The organism is Sphingopyxis sp. BE235 (genome assembly GCF_031457175.1).
Taxonomy (GTDB): Bacteria; Pseudomonadota; Alphaproteobacteria; order Sphingomonadales; family Sphingomonadaceae; genus Sphingopyxis.
Map to the genome: position 1 here is coordinate 211,631 of NZ_JAVDWC010000006.1, position 24,937 is coordinate 236,567.

Below are 24,937 nucleotides of genomic sequence, written 5' to 3' on the forward strand. Positions count from 1 at the left end.
GAAGCCCTGCTCTAGATAGGGAGAGGATGACCCCGCATCCCACCGTCTTTTCCATTCCCGTCCAGCGGGCCTTCGCCGACGCGCTCGCCGCCGGATTGATCGCGCGCTACGCCGACGGTGCGCTGGGGCTGGCACAGGGCCTGATCATACTGCCGAGCAATCGGGCGCGGAGCGCTGTGCAGGCCGCGTTCGTGCGCGCGGGCGGCAACGGGCTGCTGATGCCGCGGCTCGCGGTGATCGGCGACGCCGACCTCGATGAAAGCGTCGCGCTCGCGCTCGACCCGATCGACGAGAGCGATGCGATCCCGCCCGCGATCGACGCGCTGAAGCGGCGGCTGATGCTCGCGGGGTTGATCGAGAAGCATAATCCTGCCGGCGAAGAGCCGATCACCGGCGCCGCGGCGTTCCAGCTCGCCGAGGGGCTGGGGCGCGTGATCGACCAGCTCCATTATGAAGAGATCGCGCCAGCGCGGCTCGCCGATATCGAAAGCGCGCTCGGCGACCTTGCCGGGCATTGGCAGGCGTCGTGGCGGCGGTTGTCGCTGCTCGTCGATCAGTGGCCGAAGCGGCTCGCCGCGACGGGGCATATCGACCGCGCCGATCGCCGCAACCGTCTGCTCGGCCGGGTGACCGAGGGGTGGCGCGTCGCGCCGCCCGCGCGGTTCGTGGTCGCGGCGGGTGTCACGACGGCCGCACCCGCAATCGCGCGGCTGCTGCGTACCGTCGCCGATCTGGCCGACGGCATGGTCGTCCTGCCGGGGCTCGACCTCGGCATGGCGGGCGAGGAATGGGATGCGCTGGGGCCGGTGAAGCCCGACCCTGAGAGGCCCCATGAACGTCCGCTCGAGACGCACCCGCAATATCATCTGAAGCTGCTGCTCGGGCGCATGGGCGTGGCGCGGGGCGAGGTGCAGGCGTGGGACGCGACGTCGCCCTTCGATGGCCCCGATGCGCGCGCGCCCTTCGCCTCGCTGCTCTTTGCGCCCGCCGCCTATACCGCGCGCTGGCAGCGGGCGGGCGACCTCGGCGCCGGCATTGCCGGGGTCACCGGGGCGGTGTTCGCCGACGATGGGCAGGAGGCGCAGGGGATCGCGCTGATGATGCGCCACGCGCTCGAAACGCCGACGCGCACCGCGGCGCTGGTGACCCCCGACCGCGCGCTTGCAACGCGCGTCGCGGCGGCGCTCGCGCGCTGGGATATCTCGGTCGACGACAGCGCGGGGCAGCCGCTCGGGCAGACGCCGCCGGGCGCGCTGCTGCTCGCGCTCGCCGAATTCGCCGCGGCGTTCGATCCGGTGCGGCTGGTGGCGCTGCTCGGACATCCGCTCGTGCGCGCGGGCGCGGCGCGGCTTGGCTGGCTCGATCAGGTGCGGCGGCTCGACCTCGTGCTGCGCGGGCCGGGGCTGGTGCCGGGCTGGGGCGGGGTCTCCGCGCGGATCGCCGAACGCGCCGCCGATTCCAAAGGGCGCGGCCATGCCGAAGCTGAGGCGATCGGCGACTGGTGGGGCGATGTCGCCGCCGGTCTGGGCACGGCGCTTGCGCCCTTCGCGGCGGGCGTTCCCGCGCCGCCTTCGGTCCTGCTCGGCGCGTTGCAGGCGGCGCTCGGCTGGCTGACCGGCGAGGGGGCGTGGACGGGGCATGCCGGGCGTGCGCTATCCGAATTGTTCGATCGCTGGGCGCTCGCAAAGGGCGACGGCCCGGCGCTCGTCGCGCCCGCGGATTTCCCGGCGATGCTGGCCGATCTCTTGTCAGGCGAGAGCGTCCGGCCGCCCTATGGCGGGCACCCGCGCCTGTTCATCTGGGGCCTGCTCGAAGCGCGGCTGCAGCGCGCCGATGTGATGATCCTCGGCGGGCTCGACGAGGGCCGCTGGCCGCAGCAGCAAAGCCCCGACCCTTGGCTCGCGCCCGGCATCCGCCGGATGCTCGGCCTCGCCGCGCCCGAGCGTCAGCAGGGCGCGGCGGCGCATGATTTCGCGGGCGCCTTCGCGGCGCGCGAGGTGGTGGTGACGCGCGCGCAGCGCAGCGGCGGTGACCCGGCGGTCGCGTCGCGCTTCTGGCTGCGGCTCGCGGCGCTCGCGGGCGAATTGCCCGAGGCGCGGCTGGACGAGCAATCGGTGGTGGCGCTTGCGGGCATGCTCGACGTACCGCCGGGCGTCAGCACACCCGCTGAAAAGCCGCACCCGGCGCCGCCGCTCGCGGCGCGCCCCGACCGGATCAGCGTGACCGGGGTCGACCAGCTCGCGCGCGATCCCTTTGCCTTTTATGCGGCAAAGATCTTGCGGCTGAGCGAACTCGATCCGCTGAGCAGCGGCCCCGACGCGAAGTGGTTCGGCATTCGCGTCCATAAATTCCTGCAGGACTGGCAGACGGCCGGGCTGACCGAAGCCGCGTTCGATATCGAACTGGCGGCGCTGCGTGCCGACCCGGCGCTCGATTCGCTGGCCAGCGCTTTCTGGTTGCCGCGGATCGAGCCGTCGCTGCGCTGGGCGGCCGAGCGCGTCTGGGCGTCGCGCGACGAACGCTGGCCGGTCGCCAATGAAGTGCGCGGCGAACGGATCGTCGACGGCATCCTGCTTTTCGGGACCGCCGACCGCGTCGACCAGACCGCCGACGGCACGCTGGCTATCGTCGATTACAAGACGGGTGCGGCGCCGTCGGCCAAATCGACGGGCGAAGGGCTCAACAGCCAGCTTGGCCTTCTGGGCTTGCTGGCGCAGGAGGCGGGCCTTGGCGACCTCGCGCCCGAAATCGTCGACGCATTCGAATATTGGGAGTTGAAGCGCGACCGGAAAAAGGATGTCGATGGCGCCGTGAAAGCGATCCGCGGGCAAAAACCCAAACCCGCGACGGCCGCGGCGGTCGTCGAGCGCGCGTGCGAAGTATTCGGCGATCTGATGGCGCGTTACCTGTTGGGACAGGAGCCCTTCGTTCCGGGCGATACGGGCAAGCGCTATGCCGATTTCGACCATCTGATGCGCCGCGACGAATGGTTCGGGCGCGGCGACGCCGACGATAGCGCGACCGAGGTGGGGGCGGCATGATCGATCCCGACAAGCTGCTCAAAATGCTCGATATCGGGCAACGCGCCGCGGCGCAGCCCGACGATCATGTCTGGCTGGGCGCGTCGGCGGGGACAGGCAAGACGCAGGTGCTGTCGGCGCGCGTGCTGCGCCTGATGCTCGAAGGCGTATCGCCCGAGGCGATCCTGTGCATCACCTTCACCAAGGCGGGCGCGGCCGAAATGGCGCATCGCATCCACGAGCGGCTCGCGATGTGGGTGCGGATGGACGACGGCGACCTGCGCACAGAACTGGGGGCGCTGGGACTGGACCTCGAATTCATCGGTTATGACCGCGGCGTCCCGGCGCTGATCGAACGCGCGCGATCCTTGTTCGCGACGGTGATCGACAGCCCCGGCGGCGCCGTTCGCGTCCAGACGATTCACAGCTTTTGTCAGACCCTGCTCGCCAGCTTCCCGCTCGAGGCGCGGATATTGCCGGGGTTCCGCGCGCTCGAAGATAGCGAGGCGCGCGCGCTGCAGCGCGAGGTGCTGGGCAAGCTCTTGTCGCAACCGGGGGACGACGGCGATCATATGCGAAGCATCGCCGCGATGCTGTCGCGCCGGTTGGGACAGGATGCCGCCATCGCCTTCCTCGCGCGCTGTGCGAGCAGCTTCACCGCGGCGAACGCCCCGCGCCTTGCCCCGCGGGCGACCGACCTGCGAACCGCGCTCGGCCTGCCGCAGGGCGACCCCGCCGACTGGCGCGCGGCGGCGATTGCGGGCGGCGCTGTCGCCGATGCCGATATTGCGGCGGTTGCGCTCAGCGGCCGCGACTGGGCGACGAAGACCGGCGATGCGCGCGCCGATATCATGGACGACTGGCACCGCGCCGATTCGCACGGCCGCGCGGCGATGCTGGCCGCGGTGCGCGGCTGCTTCCTGACCGGGACGGGCGATCTGCGCGCCGACTACACCAAGGAAAAGGGCGCGATGCGCGGCTGCGTCGGCGCCGCCGAACGGATCGTTGCCGCCACCGGCGATCTTTTGGCAACCGCAACCGCGATGCAGGTCGCCGACGATCTGGCGGCGGCGTGGGACCTCGGCAGCCGCTTTGCCGAGGCCTATGCCCTCGCCAAACGCGACAAGGGTTATGCCGATTTCGACGACCTGATCAGCATCGCCGGCCACCTGCTCGCCACCGGCGATTTCGGCGACTGGGTGCGCTTCAAGCTCGACCAGCGCACCGATCATATCCTGGTCGACGAGGCGCAGGACACCAACGCGCGGCAGTGGGCGATCATCCTCTCGCTCGCGGCGGAGTTTTTCGCGGGGCTGGGCGCGAAGGACGACCGGGTCCGCACGATGTTCACCGTCGGCGACCGCAAACAGGCGATCTTCGGCTTTCAGGGCACCGAACCCGCGGCGTTCGAGGCGGCGCGAATCCGCTTTGGCGAGCGCGCGATGGCGGGCGGCAGGCCGTTCGAGGATGTCGATCTCGACACCAATTACCGGTCGAGCCCCGCGGTGCTCGATGTCGTCGACGCGTGGATCGCGGCGGGCGCGCCCGAACTGATGGGGCTGGAAAGCGACGAGCCGCCGCACATCCCCGCCGATTTCAACCGCGACCGCGCCGGCCGCGTCGAGCTGTGGGAGCCGCTGCCGGTCGGAAAAGCGCTCGATGCCGCCGCCGACGACGAGGGCGATCGCGAAGACGGCGAAGAAGACGCCGCACCGGGCGACTCCTCCGCGGCGGCGAGCGATCCCGCGAGCCTGCGCCTGTCGCGCGCGATTGCCGACGAGGTGCAGGACTGGATCGAACATGGCAAGGACGGGCGGAGCGTCGCGCCGGGCGATATATTGATCCTTGTCCGTCGCCGCCGCGACCTTGCGGCGCGCATCGTCGCGCGGCTGCAATCGCGGCACGTGCCGGTCGCGGGGGTCGATCGTTTTTCGCTGACGCAGTCGCTCGCGGTGCAGGATCTGCTCGCGGCGATGCGCTTTGCGGTTCAGCCGCTCGACGACCTCAACCTCGCCGGCTTGCTGGTCTCGCCGCTGCTCGGCTGGACGCAGGACGATCTGTTCGGTTTTGCCCATGGCCGCAAGGGCCGCGCCTTGTGGGAACAGCTGCGCGCGCGCGAAAGCGACGCGCCGCCCGAAACGATGGCGGCGCTGCGCGGATTGCTCGGCATGGCCGACTTCACCACGCCCTTTCGTTTCCTCGACGCCATCCTGTCGGGGCCGCTGGGCGGGCGGCGCAAGCTGTACCGCCGGCTCGGCCGCGAAGCGCGCGATCCGATCGACGAATTGCTCGGCCAGGCGCTCGCCTTCGAACGGCGGGAGGTGCCGTCGCTGCTCGGCTTCCTCGCCCACATCGCCGCCAGCACGGCCGAGATCAAACGCCAGACCGAGGCGCGTAGCGACGTTGTGCGGGTGATGACCGTCCACGGGTCTAAGGGGCTGCAGGCGCCGATCGTCATCCTCGCCGATGCGACCGACGACCCGCGGCCGCGGCGGCTGACCTTCGACGTGTCGATGGGCGCGTGGGAAAAGCTGCCGGTATTCGGGCTGGGCAAGGACGAACGGCACGGCGCGATCGCCAAGGCGCATGACGACAAGGAAGCGGCCGAGCGCGAGGAGCATTGGCGACTGCTCTATGTCGCGATGACGCGCGCCGAGGAATTGCTGGTGGTCGCCGGGATCACCAAGACCGCCGACCGCAGTCTGCCCGACAATAATTGGCACAGCGCGGTCGATGCGGTGATGGCCGACATGGGCGCCGACTGGCAGGATGCCGGGCCGCGCTGGGGCCGCAAGCGCGTGTATGCGGTGCAACCGAAGAAATGGGCGCGTCCGCCGAAGGACAAGGCGCGGCAGGTGGCGCCGCCCGTCGTCGTGCCGTCTTGGGCGACGAAGCCCGCCCCCGAGGAGGCGCGCCCGCCGCGGCCGCTCGCGCCGTCGGCGCTGGGCGAGGACGATGTGGCATCGCCGCCGCAGGGGGGCGAGCGTGCGGTCGCGGTCGAGCGCGGCTTGCTGCTCCACGCGCTGTTCGAGCGACTGCCGCCGGTGCTGGCCGGGCGGCGTCGCGCGGCCGCATTGCACTGGCTCGCGGTACAGGCGGCGGCGCTCGACGAGGGCGCGCGCGCGGCGATGGTCGATGAGGTGCTCGCGGTGATCGAGGATCCGGCGCACGCCGCGCTTTTCGGTCCCGGGTCGCTGGGTGAAGCGCCGCTGTCGGCGGTCGTCGACGGCGTGGTCGTGGCGGGGATCGTCGACAGGCTGCTCGTCACACCCGACACGGTGACAGTGATCGACTATAAGACCGGGCGGCATGTGCCGGCGCATGCGGCCGATGTCGCGCCCGCATACCTGCGGCAGATGGCGGCCTATCGCGATGCGCTGCGGGTGATCTTTCCCGGCCGGCGCGTCGAGGCGGCGTTGCTCTACACGGCCGGGCCCCGGCTGATCTTGCTCGGAGACAACCTGCTCGACGCTTACAAGCCGGGCTTGCCCGCAACCAAGGCGAATTTGCCGGGTTCCACCCTTGAGCCGGACGCGCCGACGCCTTAGCTTGGGGACAACAGAGTTTCAGGAGTTCAGACTATGGGTACCAAAGCCATCACCGACGCCACCTTCCAGTCGGACGTGCTCGACAGCGACACGCCCGTGCTCGTCGATTTCTGGGCCGAATGGTGCGGTCCGTGCAAGATGATCGGCCCGTCGCTCGAGGAAATCTCGGACGAACTCGCGGGCAAGGTGGTGATCGCCAAGATCAACATCGACGAAAATCCCGATGCGCCGGGCAAATATGGCGTGCGCGGAATCCCGACGATGATCCTGTTCAAAAATGGCGAGATCGCCGACACCAAGGTCGGCGCGGCGCCGAAGAGCGCGCTCAAGGGCTGGCTCGAAGGCGCGCTCTGACCCTGTTTTCGTCATCCCGGACCAAGTCCGGGGTGACGATATTATTGAGCTCAGCCATCGAGCTTACACCCGGTCGATCTGGAGATGCAGGACTTTCGTGACAAGCGCTAGCTCCGCAGCACCGATTGCCGACCAGCCCATGGCCTTTTGCGCGACGATCCTCCGGGTATGGAACGACGGGATGCTCGATACGAGCAATATCGATTGCACGCGCGATTCGGCCGACACGTCGGGCTCCGACTTGATCCGCGATATCAGCCGCGCGTTGCGTTCGATGCCGGGCAGCCACAGGCGATCGTAAAAGATATCGAAAGCCGGGCCCGGTTCGGCGAGTTCGCGGGCGATGATTCCGCTGCCGAGCCCATAGGTCGCGTTGCCCAATATCAGTTCCACCGATGCGGCCATCAGCTTTTTGAGCGCGTCGCGCGCCTCTTCCGTGCCCGATGTCGATTCGATGGTCCGCCTTGCTGCGGCCACGGCATCATGGTTCGCGCGCTCGAAACGCGCCACTATCTCTTCGGCGCACGCGCGATATAGCCCTTCCTTGCTGCCGAAATAATAGTTTAGCGGCGGAAGCGTCGTTTTCGCCCGTTCGGCGATGCGGCGCGTCGTCGCAGATTTGAATCCCGCCGCCCCGAATTCGATCAGCGCCGCCTCCAATATGCGCTGGCGCGATTGGTCGCCCTTGCGCGACGCGTTCGACACCGCGTCTCTTCCGGGCTGCGCAACGGGCCCTTCGTCCGTATCTCCCATCGTCATTATCAACCTCAAAGCTCTTCGCCGCAATCGATCTGCCATGCGTAAAGCAAATGCTCGCAGGTTGGCAAACATCCGATTTCCGGCGGAATATAGAGCTTTTGGCGGCCTTCTAAAAAATACTTAGAATACTATTGATTTTGGTCATTCCGAAATATATCATTTGATACATAATATGGGAGGCCGCGGAGTCGAGGGCGCTGGGAACGCGTCTGCGGGGGCGTTGGCCGTGAACATGGGAGAGAGATGGATGACACGCCACCACCGGGCCTTGACGGCGCTCGCCACCGGAAGCTTGATGATCGCGGTTGCCCATCCCGCGGCGGCGCAGGAGGCCGAAGCGGCCGCGACGACAGGGACGGCGGGCAGCGAAGACATCATCGTCACCGCCTCGCGCCGCCCGCAAACGCTTCAGGAAGTGCCGATTTCGGTGGGCGTTGTGACGGGCGACGCGATCGAGCAGCAGGGGCAGCGCCTGTTCACCGACCTCCAGTCGTCGGTTCCCAACCTCCAGATCGACAACACCAACGGCAATTACGCGATCACGATCCGCGGGCTCGGGTCGGGCGCGAACAATCTGGCGTTCGAGCAATCGGTCGGGCTGTTCGTCGACGGCGTCTATTCCAGCCGCGCGCGGTCGTTGCAGGTGCCGTTCCTCGACGTCGAGCGCATCGAGGTCGTTCGCGGACCGCAGGGCGCGCTGTTCGGAAAGAACACCAATGCCGGTGCTATCAGCATGATAACGCGCCGCCCGACGCGCGATTTCGAGGCCGAGTTCCGCGCCGGAACCGAACTGGCCGAAGGCGGCATGAATTTCAGCGGCTATCTGTCGGGACCGATCAGCGACACGCTGAGCGTCCGGCTGAGCGGCGGTGCAGGGCAGGCCGACGGCTATATCGAAAACCGGCTGACGGGTTTCGACGACAATGGGTCGAAATACCGCTCGGGGCGCGCGCAATTGCTGTGGGAGCCGAGCGAGGATTTCGAAATCCTGCTCAAGGCCGAGGGGTTCCGAAACGAAATCAACGGGTCGAACGCCGTCTACAACAATATCGGCAATCCGAACTGCAACCTCTGCAACATCGTCCGTAATGCCAGCGGCGGTGCCGACGCGCAGGACAAGCCCGGTTTCTGGCGGTTCAGCCGTGGTTTTCCGGAGGAATATGACGTCACCAAGTCGCGCACCGGCGCGATGACGATGAACTGGACCCCGGGCGACTGGTCGGTCACCTCGATCACCGCTTATCAGGCGGTGGATTCGGAGCGCACGTTCAACACCATTCCCGGCCCGATCAACCTGCTCAACACGCTGCAGGCCGAAGAGAGCAGCCAGTTCTTCCAGGAACTGCGCGTCTCGCGCGACGTCGCCGCCGGGATCAACCTCGCGTTCGGCGCGACTTACACCGACGCCGACCTCGATATCCTGCAGCTCATCAGCTACAACGGCAATCTGGTGGGGACGACGCTGCCGCAGGCCGAGGGGAAGCGCGGCTTCACCCAGTCGTCCTGGTCGCTATCGCCCTTTGCGATCGTCGAGGCCGAACTGACCGACGCGCTGACCTTCAGCGGCAGCCTGCGTTACAGCCATGAAAAGAAGGAAGCGCGCGGGACGAGCACCAACGTCGGGCCGCGTATCCCCGCGAACAACCTCGATTTCGACATCAGCGGCAGCCGGACCGAGAAACTCTGGGACTATTCGCTCCGCGTCCGCTACGAATTCAGCCCGGCAGTGTCGGCCTATGTCAGCTATGCGACGGGAACGAAGGGCGGGGGCTTCCTGTCGAACGATGGACTGCTCCTCTATAATATCCGCAACAACAACGGCCGTTTCGACTTCGACGACGAACGCGCGCGCGCGTGGGAACTCGGCACGAAGATGCGCCTGTTCGACCGCAAGCTCGACCTCGACATCGCGCTGTTCCGCACGCGCTTCGCCAATCTGCAGGTGTCGTCGTACAATGGCACCGCCTTCATCACCGGCAACGCTGCCAAGGCAACCGCGCAGGGCGTCGAAGTCGAGGCGCGCTACCGGCCGAGTTCGGTCGTCAGCCTCGGCGCCACGGGGGCGTATCTGGACGCGAAATACAACGATTATCCGGGCGGCCCCTGCCTGTACAACGCGCCGGCCGGCTGCACGCCCGCGACGAACAATCTGTCCGGCGTGCGCCTGACCCGCGCGCCCGAATGGAAGGCATCGGGCTATGTGCAGTTCGATGTGCCGGTGAGCGATGACCTGATCGTCAGCGCTCGCGGCGCCGCCGACTACACGTCGAAATCCTATTTGCAGGGCGACCTGAACCCGCTCAATACGCAGCCGGGTTACGCGAAGTTCGACGCGCGCCTGGCGATCCGCAAGGAAGATGGCGCGTGGGAACTTGCGCTCGTCGGACGGAACCTGACGAACGAGGTGACGTTCAGCCAGGCGATCAACACGCCGCTGCTCGGCGGGAATAGCCATGTCGTGATGATCAACGCGCCGCGGACGGTCAATCTGGAAGCGGTCCTCCGCTTTTAGGCGCGGCATCGATTGGACATGGAAAGGCCCCGAGATGGTTTGGACTGTTGACCGCCGGACATTCGTAGGCGGACTGGGCGGCGCCGGGGCGCTCGCGGCGTCGGGCGCGCGGGCCAGCGTGTCCGCGGCGGACGGGCGCAAGCTCAACATCCTGATGATCGTCACCGATCAGGAGCAGAGTATCGCGAGCTTCCCGAAAGGGCTGCTCGAAAAGCTGCCGGGGCACCGCGAACTGATGGCGCGCGGGCTGCTCGTCGAAAATTACCATGTCCAGACGACGCCGTGCAGCCCGTCGCGCTCGACGATCTTCACCGGGCATCACACGCAGCGCACGGGCATCTATCTGAACTCGAGCGGCGCCGAGGATCCGGTGCTGCCGACCGACCTGCCGACGCTGGGCCATATGATGCGGTCGGCGGGCTATTACACCAGCTACAAGGGCAAATGGCACCTTTCGCCGATCAACGAGAAGCGGAACTGGAACCAGGTGTCGGGCATGATCTACCCGGCCACCGAACATGCGATGGAAGAATATGGCTTCGACGATTACGGGTTCGACGGTGAAGCGGTCGGCCTGACGTGGGACGGATACCGGCACGACCAGTATATCGCCGCCGACGCCTCACGCAGCATCCTCGATTTCAAGGAACGCGACAAGGCGGCTGGAAAACCCTGGTTCATGGTCGTCGGCCTGCTCAATCCGCACGACATCATGTTCTATGATGCGACGGGCAAGCAGACCGAAACGCGCGCGCATCCTTATCTTCTGGGGCCGCTCCGCCGCGAACCGGGGGACCCGCTCTATGCCGAGGACAATGGTTTCGAGCTGCCCGCGAGCTTTTACCTCGACGATCTCAGCGGAAAGCCCGAGGCGCATCGCGGCATCGCCGCGTCGAACGTCCGCACCTATGGCGCGATGGATCATGGCGACGAAGCGTCGTGGCGCCGTTTCCGCAATTATTATTACAATTGCATCCGCGACGTCGACCGGCGGATCGGCCAGTTGCTGTGGGCGCTCGAGACGAGCGGCCAGCTCGAGAACACGATCATCGTCTATACCGCCGACCATGGCGAACGCGCGGGCGCGCACGGCATGCGGCAAAAGGGCGGCACGATCTACCGCGAAGAGACCAATGTGCCGATGATCATCGTCCATCCCGATGCCGCGGGCGGGCGCCGCTCGCGCCGCCTGATGAGCGCGGTGGACATCGCGCCGACCCTGCTCGCGCTGGGCGGGAAGGATGTCGGCTGGCGGAAGGAGCATTATCCTGATCTGCCCGGCGTCGACGTGACGCCGTTATTGACCGACGCCAATGCGCGCACCGAACGCGACGTTAGAGGGCATTTGTTCAACTATGCGGTGGCCTATGGCTGGGCGCCGAAGGCGGGACAGCCCGCGACGGCTCCCTTCACCGACCGTTTCGACCTGTCGCGACGCCGGCTGCACCGCGGCGTGCATGACGGCCGCTGGAAGTTCGCGCGCTATTTCGCGCCTGCGCATCACCAGCACCCGCAAAACTGGGCCGAATTGTCGGCGAACAACGACCTCGAACTCTACGACACGCAAGCCGATCCCGACGAGATCGTCAATCTCGCCGCGCGGCCCGAGCAGCGACGCAACATGACGCGGCTCAATGCGATGGTGAACGCGCTGATCGCGCGCGAGGTCGGAACGGACGATGGCAGCGAATATCCCGGGCCGACCGAGATATATAATCGGCCTTGGCCGGGCTGAGCGAGGATTCTCAGCCTTGGCTGGCTTCGGCGCGGGCTGGCGGGTCGACGCGGGTCATCGCAGCCATCGCAAGCAGCAAGGCGAATGCTGCGAATGCCATCGTATAGATGGGCTCCCCCGGAAACAGGGCTTTCATGATCGAGCCCATCACCGTCGCCACGAGCAATTGCGGGACGACGACGAAGACGTTGAAAAGCCCCATATAGATGCCGAGCTTCGCTTGCGGCAGGCTGGAGGCGAGGATCGCATAGGGCATGGCGAGGACCGACGCCCAGAAAATGCCGATGAAAATCTCGCTGACGATCAGCTGCGAGGGGTCGCGCAGCAGGAAGAAGCTGGCATATCCCGCCGCGCCGCAGGCGAGGCCGACCATATGCGTGCGCGCCTGTCCTACGCGGCGCGCGAGCCAGGGGAGCAGGGTCAGCGCCGCGACCGCGGCGACGCCGTTGTAGATCGCGAACAATTGGCCGACCCAATTGCCCGCGTCCTGATAGGCGGCGCTCGCGGCATCGGTCGTTCCGAAATGATATTGGGCAACGATCGGGGTGGTGTTGATCCACATGATGAAAAGCGCCGACCAGCTGAAGAACTGGACGAGCGCCAGCCGCTTCATCAGCGGCGGCATGCCCGAGAAATCGCCGACGATGCTCGACAGCATGTTGCGGTCGTCGCCCCGGCGCGCCAGCGCGATCGCGGCGATGCTCGCGAGGCCGTAGCCGATGAGCAGCGCGCCGAGCAGCAGCACTTCGCGAAGCAGAGCGAAATGATGCTGGACGAACAGGACGAGGAGGCCCGCGGCCGCCCAGGCGAGACCGCCGCGATAGCCACGTGAGGCGAGCGGGCGGCTGGCCGGGCCTCCGTCGGGTGCGGCGCGTTCGAAGGCCGCCATCTGTTCGGGGCTATATTCGCCCGTTGTGACGACGGTCCACAGCACCGCGAGGAACAGCGCGATCCCGCCGAACCAGAAGGCGTAGCGCACCGTATCGGGAATCTGCCCCGGGGGGGCGACATTGGCGACCCCCATCGCCTCCATCAGCGAGGGGAACAGCGACCCGACGACGGCGCCCGCGCCGATGAAGGCGGTCTGCACCGCATAGCCGACGCTGTGCTGGTCCTTGCGCAGCATGTCGCCGACGAAGGCACGGAAAGGCTCCATCGAGATGTTGAGCGAGGCGTCGAGGATCCACAGCATCATCGCGGCGAACCAGATCGCCGGGCTTTCGGGCATCACGAACAGCGCGATCGCGGCGAGGATCGCACCGGCGAGGAAATAAGGACGGCGGCGTCCGAGCCGGCCGAGCCATGTCCGGTCGCTCATATGCCCGACGATCGGCTGGACGAGCAGCCCGGTCAGCGGCGCCGCGACCCACAGGCCGGGGAGGCGTTCGATATCCTCGCCCAGCGACTGGAATATCCGGCTCATATTCGCATTTTGCAGCGCGAAGCCGATCTGGATGCCGAAAAAGCCGAAGCTGATATTCCATAGGCCGGCAAAGCCCTGCTTCGGTTTTTCCATCATGCGTCTCCCGTCGGGGCCGTCGGTCGCGGCTTCCGTTGCGTCGGGGTGTTGCAGCGAGCGGGGAAGAGAGCAAGCGCGGGGCGGTTACGTATACGAATACGTGAAGAGGCGGCGTTCGGCGGATTGTGGACTCCAGCACTATCGTCACCCCGGACTTGATCCGGGGTCCCGCTTGATGTCGAAGTCTGCCGGTGCCTTAAAAAGCGGGATCCCGGATCAAGTCCGGGATGACGAAGGGTAAGCTAGACGGCCGTGCTCTGGCGCCGGATCAGCCGGGCCGGCAATATCCGCTGTTCGACCGGGCGGTCGTCGATGCGTGCGAGCAGCGCGTCGACGAGCAAGCTTCCCGCGCCCTTCATATCCTGCATCAGCGTGGTCAGCGTCGGTGTGGTCAGGCTGGCGGCGGGGATGTCGTCGAAGCCGATGATCGCGACGTCGTGCGGTAGCCGCAGGCCCGCTTCGGCCAGCGCGCGCATCGCGCCGATGGCGATCAGGTCGCTTGCGGCGAACACCGCGTCAAAACTCTGGCCGCTTTCGATCAGCGACCGCGCGGCGGCATAGCCCGAATCCTCGGACGACACCGCATCGCGCTGCAGCGCCGGATCGGGTTCGAGACCCGCGGCGCGCATCGCGCGGCACAGCCCGTTATAGCGGTCCTGGAATTCGGGCGCATGGTCCGACGCGTCGCCAAGGAAGGCGATACGCCGCCGCCCGATCTCGACCAGATGCGCACCCGCCTGCTCGCCCGCGCCGACATTGTCCGATCCGACGGTCAGCCCGATCCCGTCGTCGGACACCGATCCCCAGCGCACGAACTTGGTCCCCATCTCGACCAGATGCTCGAGCTTGGTGAGGTAGAGCTGATAATCGCCGTACCCGAGCAGGATGATGCCGTCGGACCGGTGGCTGTCCTGATAGGTGACGTGCCAGTCGTTGTGCATCTGCTGGAAACTGATGAGCAGGTCGTAACCGCGCCGCGCGCATTCGCGCGTGATCGACCCCAGCATCGACAGGAAGAAGGGGTTGATCATCGATTCGTCGGGGTTCGGGTCCTCGAAGAAGAGCAAAGCGAGCGTATGGGTGCGCTGCGAGCGCAGGCTCGAGGCGTTTTTGTCGACGGTGTAGTTGAGTTCCTGCGCAATGCGCTGAATGTTGGCGCGGGTCGCGGCGCTGACCGATTTGCTGCCGCGCAGCGCGCGCGACACCGTCGGCTGCGAGACGCCCGCCAGATAGGCGATGTCGAAACTCGTCGGCTTGGCCGAGGGCTGGCGCCCCATGTCTCTCTCCCGGCGCCGCGGCCTTCCAGGTGGCCGCCGCTCGCCCCCGAGAGTAGCGATTGGTCCGGTGGATGCCAAGAAATTGCATGGGGGCGAGTCCCGCGGTTTTCGGCCCCGAAAACGTTGCATTTATGCGACAGCGCGCGGCTCTGCATATTATGCGTATACGTATACCCTATGGCGGCGTGGCGTGATTGGTTTCAATTGCGAGGCTCAAGATGGGAAAGCCCACGTGCCGGAGAGGAGCCTGACGGACGCCCAGCGTCCCCCTCCCGATGCATGGGTCAAGACCACCCGTCCGTGCCAGGGGAGCCACATATGACCATGCCGACCAATCTTCGCCGCGGTGCCAGCGCCATCGCGCTTGGCCTTGCCTTGACCGCCGTGCTGCCCGGCGCCGCGATGGCGCAGGACGCGAGCACCGCGCCGGTCGACGAGGCGCCGGCCGACGGCGAAATCATCGTCAGCGGTATCCGCAGCGCGATCGCCAATTCGGTCCAGGCGAAGAAGAGCAGCACCTCGATCGTCGAGGTCGTGTCGGCTGAAGACATCGGCAAGCTGCCCGACCTGTCGATCGCCGAATCGCTGTCGCGCCTGCCGGGCCTCGCGACGCAGCGCCTCGACGGCCGCGCCAATGTCGTGTCGATCCGCGGCCTCGCTCCCGATTTCACCACGACCCTGCTCAACGGCCGCGAACAGGTTTCGGCGAGCAACAACCGCGGCGTCGAGCTCGACCAATATCCCTCCGAGCTTTTGAACGGCGCGATCGTCTACAAGACCCCCGACGCCTCGCTGATCGGGCAGGCGATCGGCGGCACGATCGACATGCGGACCGTGCGCCCGCTCGCTTATGGCAAGCGCACGATCGCCGCCGGTGCGCGCTTCGAGGTCAACGACCTCGGCAAGCTCAACCCCGATATTTCGAACAAGGGCTACCGCGCCAACATCTCCTATATCGACCAGAATGCCGACGGCACGCTCGGCTGGGCGATCGGTTATGCGCGCATGCAGTCGCCGACCGCCGAGGAACGGTTCAACGCGTGGGGCTATCCCGAGGCGACCGACAGCACGAACACCGCCTTCGTCATCGGCGGCGCCAAGCCCTATGTGAAATCGAATGAGCTGAAGCGCGACGGCGTGATGGCGGTCGTCGAATGGGAACCGAGCGACAAGTTCCACACGACGATTGACGGCTATTGGTCGAAGTTCAAGGACGAACAGCGCCTGCGCGGCATCGAGTTTCCGCTCTTCTGGGGCAATTCGACGCTCCAGCCCGGCTTCACGATCGAGGACGGTCTGGTGACGAAGGGCGTCTGGACGGGCACCGAGGCGGTGATGCGCAACGACGTCGTCCACCGCAACTCGACGATCATCGCGGGCGGCTGGAACACGCAGTTCAAGCCCAATGAGAAACTGACGCTTGAGCTCGACCTTGGCTACTCGCGGATCAAGAAGACCGAGGAAAATCTCGAAATCTATCTTGGCACCGGCCGCGGCGCGGGCGTCGGCGCGCGCGAAACCGCGCTCGGCTTCGAGATGCGCCCCAATGGCGGGATCATGTTCGACCCGTCGCTCGACTATTCCGATCCCAATTTGTTCGTGATCACCGATCCGCAGGGCTGGAACAGCTGCGGCGGCGCGGTGGCCAACTGTCAGGACGGCTTCGTCAACACGCCGCGGGTCAAGGATCAGCTGAAATCGCTGCGCCTGCAGGCGACGCAGGAACTCGACGGCGTGATCAGCAGCTTGCGCGTCGGCGCCAATTATTCGGACCGCAAGAAGAGCCTCGACGACCGCGGCTTCGTGCTGACCAGCAAAAATTATCCGGCGAATACGCCGGTGCCCGCCGACTATCTCTACGATCCGGTGTCGCTCGACTTCATCGGCATCCCCGGCATGGTCGCGTTCGACAGCTGGCGTTTCTATAATGACGGCAACTATAATCTGACCGACGGCGCGGGCTTCGATCCGGCGCGCGTGTTCAACGATTATACGATCCGCGAAAAGATACTCACCGGCTTTGTGCAGGCGAATTTCGACGCCGATGCGGGAAGCACCCCGATCCGCGGCAACGTCGGCGTCCAGGTCATTCATTCGGACCAGACGGGATCGAGCTTCTATGCGCAGGTCGTCGGCGGCGTCACCCAGTCGACGCCGGTCACCGACGGCGACAAATATACCGACATCCTGCCGAGCATCAATTTGTCGATCGAATTCGCCGACAATAGCTTCCTGCGCTTCGGTGCCGCGCGCGTGCTGGCGCGCGCGCGCATGGACCAGCTGAAGCCCGGCGGCGGCGTCAATTTCGACACGTCGAAGCGCAACAACACCGACGTCAACGCCTCGCCCTGGTCGCTCGACCTCGGCAATGCGAAGCTGCGTCCGCTGATGGCCGACACGGTCGATATCGGGCTCGAGAAATATTTCGGGCAGGGCGGCTATGTCTCGGTCGGCGGTTTCTACAAATATCTCGAAAATTACATCTACCGTCAGATCAATCCGTTCGACTTCACCGACTTCGAGGTTCCCGACGGCGGAACGGCCGGAACACGGGCCGGGCTCAGCAAGCAGTGGCTGAACGGCAATGCCGGTCGCGTCTACGGCGCCGAGGCCTCCTTCTCGCTGCCCTTCGCGAACTTCACCCAGGCGCTCGACGGCTTCGGTGTGCTCGGCAGCGCCTCCTATACCAAGAGCCGCGTGCGCGAGGGCACGGAGGATGCGATTTCGATGCCCGGCCTCTCGAAATGGGTCATCAACGGAACCGCCTATTTCGAAAAGGACGGCTTCCAGGTGCGCGCGTCGGGCCGCTACCGCTCGAAATTCCTCGCCGAAGTTTCGACGATCAGCCTCGCGCGCGACATGTTCATGGCGAAGAGCGAGTTCGTCGTAGACGCGCAGGTCGGCTATACCTTCCAGAGCGGCGCGCTCGAGGGGCTGGGCATCCTGCTGCAGGCGTCGAACCTGACCAACGAGCCGTTCGTGACCTATTACAACAATGATCCGCGCCAGATCCGCGACTATCAGAATTATGGTCGCAACTTCATGGCCGGTATCACTTACAAGTTCTGACGGAATGAGCGGGCTGGCCTGCAAGGTCGGCCCGCTTCCGGACGAGAGGAAGGAACAGGGTGGGCGACAGTCGCATCACGAAGGTGGTGATCGTCGGCGGCGGAACCGCAGGCTGGATGGCCGCCGCGGCGCTGGCGCGGACGATGGACAATCTGTCGATCCGGCTCGTCGAAAGCGACGAGATCGGCACCGTCGGTGTCGGTGAGGCGACGATTCCCGCGATCCGCCTGTTCAACGCGCTGATCGGCATCGACGAGAATGAGTTCATTCGCGAAACGGGCGGCACCTTCAAGCTGGGCATCCAGTTCCACGACTGGGGCCGGATCGGCGACATCTATATGCACGCCTTCGGGCAGATCGGGCGCAGCCTCGGCATGCTGCCTTTCCAGCAATATTGGCTCCGCGGCCGGAACGAAGGCGTCGCGGGCCGGCTCGGCGATTATTCGCTCAACGAAAGCGCGGGGCGCCAGAACCGCTTCGCGCGGTTGCCGCAGATCCCGAACACCAGCCTCGACGGCATCGCTTACGCCTTCCATTTCGACGCCGCGCTCTATGCGGCCTATCTGCGCAAGGTTTCCGAAGCCGCCGGGGTCGAACGGACCGAAGGCAAGATCGCCAGCGTCCGGCGGGGTGGCGAAAGCGGCCATGTCGAAGCCGTCGTGCTGGAAGATGGCACCGCAATCGAAGGCGAACTCTTCATCGACTGTTCGGGCTTTCGCGCGCTGCTGATCGAGTGGGCGCTCGAAACCGGGTTCGAGGACTGGACGCACTGGCTTCCCTGCGACCGCGCGATCGCGGTGCCGAGCGAAAATGCCGGCCCGGCGCGACCCTATACGCAGGCGATCGCGCACAAAGCCGGCTGGCAATGGCGCATCCCGCTCCAGCACCGCACCGGCAACGGCCATGTCTTTTGCAGCGACTTCACCAGCGAGGATGAGGCGACCGCGATCCTGCTCGCCAATGTCGAGGGCCGCCCGCTCGCCGAGCCGCGCACCCTCCGCTTCCGCACCGGGATGCGCAAACAGGCGTGGAACGCCAATGTCGTCGCGCTGGGTCTCGCCTCGGGTTTCCTCGAGCCGCTTGAATCGACGAGCATCCACCTGATCCAGAACGGCATCGCCAAGCTGCTCGCGCACTTCCCCGACTGCGATTTCGATGCCGCCAATATCGACGCCTATAACCGGCGCGTGCGCTTCGATTACGAACGCATCCGCGACTTCGTCATCCTCCACTATCACGCCAACCAGCGCACCGACTCGCCCTTCTGGATCCGGTGCCGCGAGATGGGCATTCCCGAAACGCTCGCGCAAAAGATCGCGCTGTTTCAGAGTCAGGGCCAGATCGTTCGCGAAGGCGACGAACTGTTCGTCGAAATCGGCTGGTTCCAGGTGCTGACGGGGCAGAATATCATGCCCGGCAGCTATCATCCGATGGCCGACCAGCTCACGCATGACGAACTGGCGGGCTTTTTCGCCGACATCGAAACGATCGTCGCGCGCACCGCTTCGCATCTGCCGACCCACGAAGACTTTATCGCGCAGCATTGCGCGGCAGGAGTGCCCGCATGAGCCTGTTCGCTTCGATCCTCGCGCTGACCCTCAGCGGTGCCGCGCCGACAGCGGATTACCGCCAGCGGCCGCCTGAGGATGAGATCATCTATTTCGTGCTTCCCGACCGCTTCGAAAATGGTGATCCGAAGAACGACAAGGGCGGGCTGAAGGGCGACCGGCTCCAGACCGGCTATGACCCCACCGCGAAGGGCTTTTTCCACGGCGGCGACCTTGCGGGGCTCACTAGGCGGCTCGACTATATCCAGGGGCTGGGGACGACCGCGATCTGGTTCGCCCCGATCTTCAAGAACAAGCCTGTGCAGGGGCCGAAGGGCGACGAAAGCGCGGGCTATCACGGCTATTGGGTCACCGACTTCACGCAGGTCGACCCGCATTTCGGCACCAATGCCGAATTCAAGGCGTTCGTCGACGCGGCGCATGCGCGGGGGATGAAGGTCTATATGGACATCATCGCCAACCACACCGCCGATGTGATCACCTACAAGGAGGGCGCAGACGGAGGCTTCCGCTATCGCAGCCTCGCCGATTATCCCTTCTCGCGTCGCGGCGGCACGGGCGGCGCGCCGATCAATCCGGGCTTCGCGGGCGATCATGTCGCCGATGCCGGGAACTGGAAAAAGCTGACCGATCCGGCTTTCGCCTACACCCCCGTCGTGCCGAAGGGCGAGGAGCGGGTGAAGATGCCCGCGTGGCTCAACGACCCGATCTATTACCACAATCGCGGCAACAGCGACTGGGTCGGCGAATCTTCGCTCTATGGCGACTTTGCCGGGCTCGACGATCTCGCGACCGAGCACCCGCGCGTCGTGCAGGGCTTCATCGAAATCTATGGCCGCTGGATCGACGAATTCGGGATCGACGGCTTCCGTATCGACACCGCGAAGCATGTGAACCCCGAATTCTGGCAAGCCTTCGTCCCCGCGATGCAGGCGCGGGCGAAGGCGCGCGGCATTCCCAATTTCCATATCTTCGGCGAAGTCTATGTCGACGCGGTCGATCCGGGCGCACTCGCCTGGTACACGCACGCGGCGGGGCTGCCCGCGGTGCTCGACTTCGGCTTCGCGCGCGCGGCGATCGATGCGGTGAGCGGGACGAAGGGGACCGACCAGTTCGCGCGGCTGTTCGACGGCGACGCGCTCTACAAGGGCGGCGCAGGGGCGGCGCAAGAGCTGCCGACCTTCCTTGGCAACCATGACATGGGCCGTTTCGCGATGTTCGTGAAGGCGGCAAACCCGAAGGCAAGCGAAGTCGAGCTGCTCCAGCGCGTGATGCTCGGCCATTCGATGCTGCTGACGCTGCGCGGGGTGCCGACGATCTATTATGGCGACGAGCAGGGGTTCGTGTCGGACGACAAGGATCAGCTCGCGCGCGAGAGCATGTTTGCCTCAAAGGTCGCCGCCTATAACGACAATGATCTGATCGGCAGCGACGCGACGACCGCCACCGCCAACTTCGATCCCATGCATCCGCTCTATCGCCATATCGCGGCGCTGTCCGAAATCCGGCGCAAGACGCCCGCGCTGACGCGCGGCGCGACAAAGGTTCGCGCCTTCTCTGAAAAGCCCGGATTGCTTGCAGTATCGCGCTTCGATCCGGGCACCGGCCGCGAAGTGCTGCTCGCGTTCAACACGTCGGCGGCGCCGCTGTCGGCGAATATTGCCATCGATATGAAAAGCGCGGGCTTTACCGCGCTCCACGGTGACTGTCCGGCAAGCCCCGCCGCGCCGGGCAGCATCCATCTTTCTCTCCCCGCCTTTGGCACGATCATTTGCCGGGCCAGCGAAGAAGCGAAGACCACGCCATAATGACCCAGCCCCTCGTCCAGAATGCCAGCTTGCCCGCCGCCGCAGAGGCGCCGTGGTGGAAGGGCGCGGCGATCTATCAGATCTATCCGCGCAGCTTTGCCGATTCGAACGGCGACGGGATCGGCGACCTCGCCGGCATCACCGCGCGGCTCGACTATGTCGCCTCGCTCGGCGTCGACGCGATCTGGCTGTCGCCCTTCTACCCCTCGCCGATGGACGATTTCGGTTATGACATCGCCGATTATGAGGGCGTCGACCCGATTTTCGGCACGCTCGCCGATTTCGACGCGCTGGTGGCACGCGCGCATGCGCTGGGGCTGAAGGTCACGACCGACCTTGTGTTCGCCCACACCTCCGATCGTCACGCCTGGTTCGCCGAAAGCCGCGCGAGCAAGGACAATGACAAGGCCGACTGGTATGTCTGGGCCGATGCGAAGCCCGACGGGTCGCCGCCGACCAACTGGCAGTCGGTGTTCGGCGGCCCGGCGTGGACGTGGGACGCGCGGCGCGGCCAATATTATATGCATAATTTCCTGGGCTCGCAGCCGCAGCTCAACGTCCATAACCCGGAGGTGCAGGACGCGCTGCTCGGCGTTGTGCGTTTCTGGCTCGACCGCGGCGTCGATGGCTTTCGCATCGATGCGATCAACTTCTCGATGCACGACCCCGAATTACGCGACAATCCGCCCGCACCGCCGTCGAACAAGGTCCGCACCCGGCCGTTCGATTTCCAGCAGAAAATCCATAACCAGTCGCACCCCGACATCCCGCTCTTCCTCGAACGCATCCGCGCGCTGACCGATCAATATCCGGGCAGCTTCACCGTTGCCGAAGTCGGCGGCGACGATGCGGTGCGCGAGATGAAGCTGTTCACCGCGGGCGAGCGCCGGCTGAACAGCGCCTATGGCTTCGACTTTCTCTATGCCGACCGGCTGACGCCGCAACTGGTGCGCGAGGCAGCCGAACAATGGCCCGATGCGCCGGGGCTCGGCTGGCCGAGCTGGGCGTTCGAGAACCACGATGCGCCGCGCGCGGTGTCGCGCTGGACCCCCGAAGGCGTCGATCCGGCGGCCTATGCGCGGATGAAGATGGCGCTGCTCTGTGCGCTGCGCGGCAATATCATCCTCTATAATGGCGAGGAGCTGGGGCTCGATCAGGTCGAGATCCCGTTCGAGCTGGTGAAGGACCCCGAGGCGCTCAAGAACTGGCCGCTGACGCTGTCACGCGACGGCGCGCGAACGCCGCTGCCGTGGGCGGCGGGCGAAAATCATGCGGGCTTTTCGAGCGCCGATCCGTGGTTGCCGCTCGGCTCGACGCACGGCGCGCTCGCGGTCGACCGGCAGCAGGGTGATCCCGCTTCGCTGCTCAACCTCACGCGCCATCTGATCGCGCTGCGCGCCGCGCACCCGGCGCTGCGGCTCGGCCGCGACGCGCGCTGGATTGCCGAGGGCGACCTGCTCGTGTTCGACCGGATCGCGGACGGCGAACATATCCGCTGCCTCTTCAACCTTGGTGGCGGGACGATCGATGTCGCTGGCCATGCGGCGGGCGGCGTTCCGGTCGTCGCACTGAACGGCGCCGATCCGGCGCATTTGCCGCTGTGCGGCGCTCTCTGGCTGAAATTCGAAGGAACAAATTGATGCGTAGCCTGTTCGCCGCCCTCCCGCTGCTCGCCGTGGCAGCGGTGCCCGCCTTCGCGCAGGACACGCGGCCCGAGCAGACGGCATCGTCGCCCGACGGCGCTATCGTGCTGACGGTTTCGACCGACAATGACCAGCGGCCGACCTGGTCGCTGTCGCGGAGGGGCAAGCTGCTGATCGCGCCGTCGAAGCTCGGTTTCATCCTCGCCGACCGCATCGGACTGCAGCGCGGCTTCACGATCGGAAGTGTCGAGCGCGCCAGCGGCGACACGCGCTGGGAACAGCCGTGGGGCGAGCGCCGCTTCGTGCGCGACCGGCACAATGAGCTGCTCGTCCGCTTCCGCCAGGACAAGAGCTGGGGCGGCCATGCGATGAACGTGCGCTTCCGCCTGTTCGACGACGGCATCGGCTTCCGTTACGAACTGCCCGAACAGGCGGGCCTCCCGACCGCGAAGATCATCGACGAAATCACCGAATTCGACATCGCGCCCAAGGGCACCGCGTGGTGGATCACCGGCGGCGAGTGGAACCGCTACGAGCAAATCTATCAAAAAACCCCGATCGACGCGGTCGCGACCGCGCACACGCCGATCACGATGCGCCTCGACGACGGGACGCATCTGGCGTTCCACGAAGCCGCCCTCGTCGACTATGCCGGCATGTGGTTCAAGCGCGCCGAGGGACAAAAGTTCCGCGCGACGCTGTCGCCGTCCTCGAAGGGCGCACGCGTCATCCGCGACCTGCCGTTCGCGACGCCGTGGCGCACGATCCGCATCGCCGACAATGCGGCGGGGCTGGTCGAAAGCGACCTCGAACTCAACCTCAACGAACCCAACAAGCTGGGCGATGTCAGCTGGTTCAAGCCGATGAAATATATCGGCATCTGGTGGGGGATGATCCGTGGCGACTGGAGCTGGGCCGAGGGGCCGAAGCATGGCGCGACGACCGAGCGCACGAAGCAATATATCGACTTCGCGGCGAAGCACGGCTTCGGCGGCGTGCTGGTCGAAGGTTGGAACAAGGGCTGGAACGGCAATTGGTTCGGCCATGGCGACGAGTTCAGCTTTACCCAGGCGACCCCCGATTTCGACCTGAAGGCGATCACCGACTATGCGCGCAAAAAGGGTGTCCAGCTGATCGGCCATCACGAAACCGGCGGCAATATCGCGGTCTATGAGGCGCAACTCGACGACGCGATGAAGCTCTATGGCCAGCTCGGCGTCGGCACGGTCAAGACCGGTTATGTCGCCGACGCTGGCGGGATCATCGCGCCGGGTGCCACGCCCGGCGCCACCGCGATGGAATGGCACGACGGCCAGCGCCAGGTGCAGCATCATCTCAAGGTGGTCGAGACTGCGGCGAAATATCATGTTGCGGTCAATCCGCACGAACCGATCAAGGATACGGGCCTGCGTCGTACCTATCCCAATTGGGTCGCCCGTGAAGGGGCGCGCGGCATGGAGTATAACGCGTGGGGCGCCTTCGCGAACGGCCCGGACCATGAACCGACGCTCGTCTATACGCGCATGCTGTCGGGGCCAATGGACTTCACCCCCGGCGTGCTGAGCCTCGAGGGCGCGAACAAGGCGCCGCTCGCCTCGACGCTGGCAAAGCAGCTCGGGCTTTACCTCGCCATCTATTCGCCGATCCAGATGGCCGCCGATTTCATCGAGAATCTGGAAGCGCATCCGCGCGAGCTGGAGTTCATCAAGGCGGTCCCCGCCGACTGGTCCGAAAGCCGCCTGATCGCGGGCGAAGTCGGCGATTATGCGATCTTCGCGCGCAAGGACCGCCGCAGCGCCGACTGGTATGTCGGCGGGGTCAACGATGCGACCGAACGCACGCTGACGCTGCGCTTCGATTTCCTCGAACCGGGAAAAACCTATACCGCCACGATCTGGAAGGATGGCGAGGGCGCCACCTATCTGACCGACGCGCGGCACCGCATCGCCTATGACAGAATCAAGGTGAAGAAGGGCGACAGCTACAAGCTCTGGCTCGCACCGGGCGGGGGCGCCGCGATGCGACTTTCACGGGACTGATGAAGGCGTCGCACGGTCAGGCAGCGGCGTACAGCGGCAGGATCCAAACTCGGAGAAATTCACAAACTTAGACCGTGTATGACACT

General features: G+C 65.9%; 13 protein-coding genes. 10 read left to right on the plus strand and 3 right to left on the minus strand.

Annotation, left to right across the window (positions count from 1 at the left end; genetic code table 11):
• The first annotated feature begins 26 nt into the window (after positions 1 to 26).
• The 3 genes from addB to trxA are packed head-to-tail and all read left to right on the plus strand — an operon-like array spanning position 27 to position 6,922.
• The gene (addB, locus tag J2X38_RS21355; protein WP_310257287.1) at positions 27 to 3,041 is read left to right on the plus strand and encodes a double-strand break repair protein AddB; all 3,015 of its coding nucleotides are present in this window, start codon (positions 27 to 29) and stop codon (positions 3,039 to 3,041) included.
• A complete protein-coding gene (gene addA, locus J2X38_RS21360) occupies positions 3,038 to 6,568 on the plus strand; it encodes a double-strand break repair helicase AddA (protein WP_310257288.1) in 3,531 nt (1,176 codons plus the stop codon). Before addB ends, addA begins: the two co-directional genes overlap by 4 nt.
• A 33-nt stretch (positions 6,569 to 6,601) precedes the next feature.
• Positions 6,602 to 6,922: a thioredoxin TrxA gene (trxA, locus tag J2X38_RS21365; protein WP_310257290.1), complete on the plus strand. Its 321-nt coding sequence runs from the start codon at positions 6,602 to 6,604 to the stop codon at positions 6,920 to 6,922.
• A 63-nt stretch (positions 6,923 to 6,985) separates the two neighbouring features.
• Here the strand turns inward: trxA and J2X38_RS21370 are convergent, their stop codons facing one another.
• The gene (locus J2X38_RS21370) at positions 6,986 to 7,627 is read right to left on the minus strand and encodes a CerR family C-terminal domain-containing protein (protein WP_310257292.1); all 642 of its coding nucleotides are present in this window, start codon (positions 7,625 to 7,627) and stop codon (positions 6,986 to 6,988) included.
• Between the two features lie 301 nt (positions 7,628 to 7,928).
• Between J2X38_RS21370 and J2X38_RS21375 the strand changes: the two genes are divergently transcribed.
• Both J2X38_RS21375 and J2X38_RS21380 read left to right on the plus strand, forming a co-directional pair.
• Positions 7,929 to 10,193, plus strand: a complete 2,265-nt coding sequence (locus J2X38_RS21375; RefSeq protein ID WP_310257294.1) for a TonB-dependent receptor — start codon at positions 7,929 to 7,931, stop codon at positions 10,191 to 10,193.
• A 34-nt stretch (positions 10,194 to 10,227) separates the two neighbouring features.
• A complete protein-coding gene (locus J2X38_RS21380) occupies positions 10,228 to 11,928 on the plus strand; it encodes a sulfatase-like hydrolase/transferase (protein ID WP_310257296.1) in 1,701 nt (566 codons plus the stop codon).
• A gap of 10 nt (positions 11,929 to 11,938) precedes the next feature.
• Here the strand turns inward: J2X38_RS21380 and J2X38_RS21385 are convergent, their stop codons facing one another.
• Together J2X38_RS21385 and J2X38_RS21390 are read right to left on the minus strand one after the other, a co-directional pair.
• Positions 11,939 to 13,444, minus strand: a complete 1,506-nt coding sequence (locus J2X38_RS21385) for an MFS transporter (protein ID WP_310257401.1) — start codon at positions 13,442 to 13,444, stop codon at positions 11,939 to 11,941.
• Positions 13,445 to 13,689: 245 nt separating this feature from the next.
• Positions 13,690 to 14,724 (minus strand): substrate-binding domain-containing protein, encoded by a 1,035-nt coding sequence (locus J2X38_RS21390; protein ID WP_310257298.1) that lies wholly within the window; start codon positions 14,722 to 14,724, stop codon positions 13,690 to 13,692.
• 318 nt (positions 14,725 to 15,042) lie between these two features.
• On the opposite strand from J2X38_RS21390, the gene J2X38_RS21395 reads away from it, so the two are divergent.
• The 5 genes from J2X38_RS21395 to J2X38_RS21415 are packed head-to-tail and all read left to right on the plus strand — an operon-like array spanning position 15,043 to position 24,851.
• Positions 15,043 to 17,793, plus strand: coding sequence for a TonB-dependent receptor (locus J2X38_RS21395; RefSeq protein ID WP_310257300.1), 2,751 nt, complete (start codon positions 15,043 to 15,045; stop codon positions 17,791 to 17,793).
• A 59-nt stretch (positions 17,794 to 17,852) separates the two neighbouring features.
• Positions 17,853 to 19,361 carry a tryptophan 7-halogenase gene (locus J2X38_RS21400; protein ID WP_310257302.1) on the plus strand — a complete coding sequence of 503 codons (1,509 nt, stop codon included), beginning with the start codon at positions 17,853 to 17,855 and terminating at the stop codon, positions 19,359 to 19,361.
• Positions 19,358 to 21,169 carry an alpha-amylase family glycosyl hydrolase gene (locus tag J2X38_RS21405; RefSeq protein ID WP_310257304.1) on the plus strand — a complete coding sequence of 604 codons (1,812 nt, stop codon included), beginning with the start codon at positions 19,358 to 19,360 and terminating at the stop codon, positions 21,167 to 21,169. The genes J2X38_RS21400 and J2X38_RS21405 overlap by 4 nt, the downstream gene beginning before the upstream one ends.
• On the plus strand, positions 21,169 to 22,809 hold the full coding sequence (locus tag J2X38_RS21410) for an alpha-amylase family glycosyl hydrolase (RefSeq protein WP_310257307.1): 1,641 nt from the start codon (positions 21,169 to 21,171) through the stop codon (positions 22,807 to 22,809). The genes J2X38_RS21405 and J2X38_RS21410 overlap by 1 nt, the downstream gene beginning before the upstream one ends.
• On the plus strand, positions 22,809 to 24,851 hold the full coding sequence (locus J2X38_RS21415; protein WP_310257309.1) for a glycoside hydrolase family 97 protein: 2,043 nt from the start codon (positions 22,809 to 22,811) through the stop codon (positions 24,849 to 24,851). The genes J2X38_RS21410 and J2X38_RS21415 overlap by 1 nt, the downstream gene beginning before the upstream one ends.
• Positions 24,852 to 24,937: the final 86 nt, after the last annotated feature.

Bases quoted from the DNA above. Each gene is read 5' to 3' on its own strand.
- addB (WP_310257287.1), top strand. From the start codon at position 27: ATGACCCCGCATCCCACCGTCTTTTCCATTCCCGTCCAGCGGGCCTTC.
- addA (WP_310257288.1), top strand. From the start codon at position 3,038: ATGATCGATCCCGACAAGCTGCTCAAAATGCTCGATATCGGGCAACGC.
- trxA (WP_310257290.1), top strand. From the start codon at position 6,602: ATGGGTACCAAAGCCATCACCGACGCCACCTTCCAGTCGGACGTGCTC.
- J2X38_RS21375 (WP_310257294.1), top strand. From the start codon at position 7,929: ATGACACGCCACCACCGGGCCTTGACGGCGCTCGCCACCGGAAGCTTG.
- J2X38_RS21380 (WP_310257296.1), top strand. From the start codon at position 10,228: ATGGTTTGGACTGTTGACCGCCGGACATTCGTAGGCGGACTGGGCGGC.
- J2X38_RS21385 (WP_310257401.1), bottom strand. From the start codon at position 13,444: ATGGAAAAACCGAAGCAGGGCTTTGCCGGCCTATGGAATATCAGCTTC.
- J2X38_RS21390 (WP_310257298.1), bottom strand. From the start codon at position 14,724: ATGGGGCGCCAGCCCTCGGCCAAGCCGACGAGTTTCGACATCGCCTAT.
- J2X38_RS21395 (WP_310257300.1), top strand. From the start codon at position 15,043: ATGACCATGCCGACCAATCTTCGCCGCGGTGCCAGCGCCATCGCGCTT.
- J2X38_RS21405 (WP_310257304.1), top strand. From the start codon at position 19,358: ATGAGCCTGTTCGCTTCGATCCTCGCGCTGACCCTCAGCGGTGCCGCG.
- J2X38_RS21410 (WP_310257307.1), top strand. From the start codon at position 21,169: ATGACCCAGCCCCTCGTCCAGAATGCCAGCTTGCCCGCCGCCGCAGAG.
- J2X38_RS21415 (WP_310257309.1), top strand. From the start codon at position 22,809: ATGCGTAGCCTGTTCGCCGCCCTCCCGCTGCTCGCCGTGGCAGCGGTG.